General features: G+C 22.6%; 5 protein-coding genes. 2 read left to right on the top strand and 3 right to left on the bottom strand.

Going from position 1 to position 1,835, the window contains the following annotated elements; all coding sequences use genetic code 4:
* Nucleotides 1–117 precede the first annotated feature (117 nt).
* Together EHV01_RS05195 and EHV01_RS05190 are read left to right on the top strand one after the other, a co-directional pair.
* Nucleotides 118–300, top strand: coding sequence for a hypothetical protein (locus EHV01_RS05195; RefSeq protein ID WP_422066528.1), 183 nt, complete (start codon nt 118–120; stop codon nt 298–300).
* Nucleotides 278–481: a hypothetical protein gene (locus EHV01_RS05190; protein WP_422066527.1), complete on the top strand. Its 204-nt coding sequence runs from the start codon at nt 278–280 to the stop codon at nt 479–481. The genes EHV01_RS05195 and EHV01_RS05190 overlap by 23 nt, the downstream gene beginning before the upstream one ends.
* 48 nt (nt 482–529) lie before the next feature.
* On the opposite strand, the gene EHV01_RS05185 is transcribed toward EHV01_RS05190, so the two are convergent.
* The 3 genes from EHV01_RS05185 to EHV01_RS05175 form a co-directional block, all read right to left on the bottom strand.
* Nucleotides 530–883, bottom strand: coding sequence for a S1 RNA-binding domain-containing protein (locus tag EHV01_RS05185; protein WP_422066526.1), 354 nt, complete (start codon nt 881–883; stop codon nt 530–532).
* Between the two features lie 96 nt (nt 884–979).
* Nucleotides 980–1,318, bottom strand: a complete 339-nt coding sequence (locus tag EHV01_RS05180) for a hypothetical protein (protein ID WP_422066525.1) — start codon at nt 1,316–1,318, stop codon at nt 980–982.
* 76 nt (nt 1,319–1,394) lie between these two features.
* Nucleotides 1,395–1,835 (bottom strand): hypothetical protein (locus tag EHV01_RS05175; protein ID WP_422066524.1); only part of this gene is annotated, 441 nt, incomplete at its 5' end.

Raw genomic sequence — 1,835 nt, 5'->3', positions numbered from 1 at the left:
TTGATAAAGATATTAATTTAACTTATCAATATGGTAAAGGTTGAAAATATAATAACAAAAAAATAAGTAATCATTTACGAGATGCAATTATTATTGCTAATTATGAGGGTTAACATTATGAAACATTCATTTAATCAAAAAACAGGAAAATATTATTCTTGTAAAATTCGGAATATAAATATTTACTTAAATGAAAATGAACAAAAAGTTTGAAATGAATTTAATGACTTTACTTATTCACAACGAATAGAACATCTTATTAATTACTATATTGTAAATGAAAGGAAAAAAGATAATTAATAATTATATTTTATGTTATCGAACAGAAAAAGGTAATCGCCCGTGTAAAAATCCCCGTGGTGAATATATAATTGGAATTGATGTTGAAGATGTCGATATTAAATCTACTGAATACTGAGAATATTATAAAAGTACTTATGGAGAAAACAATTTAACTATATTAAAAACAAATAAAAAATAAAATAGTCTTTATGACTATTTTATTATGTTAATTTATAATTTTATTAATTTATTCATTTTCATTTATTTTATTAATATTTTTAATATTATCTGTTTTATTTTGTTTTTTATTTAAGTTTTGGAATGCTGTTTTTATTTCCTGAATTTCTTTATCATTATTTTTTAATAATTCAGGATGACATTTTTTATAACTTAATTTAAGATATTTTCTAACTGAATCAAAATTAATAATTTCAACTTCAATTTCATCATCAATATCAAAGAAGTCTCTAATATCTCTAACAAAGTAATCTGAAATTTCACTAATATGAATTAAACCATGAGCCTTTTCTGCTTTACAAAAAGCACCATAGGGAGTAATATTTGTTATTTTTACAATAATTTTGTTATTTTTTTCATACATAATATAATTTTTCTCCTTTACTAAAATTAATTGTACTATTAAAATGTTGAAAATAATTTGCAAGACATAAAAAAATAACCAATTAAGGTTATTTTTTTAAATACTATTTGTTAGTTTTTGAATAGCATCTTTTTGTGCTTGTTTTTTGTCATTTACTTTAACTTGTTTTTTAACATTTTTAATTTGACCTGTTTTTAATGCTAATTCTGTTGCGTAATCAGTTCCGCGTAAATGCTTTTCATGGGCAATAACCGCAGTTCGTAATTCTCTAATTTCTGCTTTATATTTTTTAATTTTTTTAGCAGATAATCCAAGAATACCAAGACTACCCATTCCACCAGCACCCGCTAATACAAGTAAAGCAATTACTATTTCATTACTAATTTCCATTTCTTTATTTCCTTTCTTATCCTTACTCAAACAGTGGCCATCCATTCTTTCAGAACAAAATAATTTATAAATTGAACTATATAACCACCCAAAAAAATATCTGCCACCCCTAATATATAGTCTATTTTAAATTTAATTCTTTGTTATTTTCTTCTTGTTTTTGTTTTTTAATATTTTCATTTTGTATATTTTTAAATATTTCTTCTGTTATGCCATCTAAATTATTTCATTGTTTTGCTAATCTTGGTTGAATAACTCGCGAATTAATCCGACAATCTAAGCAATGTCTTAAATGGTCTTTTTTTCATTTTGATTTATCAATTCAAATTATAATTAAAGAAATTATTAAAGTAATTAAAGGTAAAATTGTAAATACTAATCCCATTTTAGATATTTTTAATCGTGGAATATCAATTTTCATATCTACTTTTGGTTTACTACTAGCAACAAATATGCCTTGAATTCCATGTGTAAATAAAGGTGTTAATAATATTGCTATGCCATTACCTCAATATTGACCATAATTATATCAATTAATATTATCTTTTATTGCATTAATCHT

Origin of the sequence: Spiroplasma sp. hy2, assembly GCF_044714365.1 — a bacterium.
In the GTDB taxonomy this organism is placed as follows: Bacteria; Bacillota_I; Bacilli_A; order Mycoplasmatales; family Mycoplasmataceae; genus Spiroplasma; species Spiroplasma phoeniceum.
This window is presented reverse-complemented; position numbering and strand designations above follow the sequence as displayed.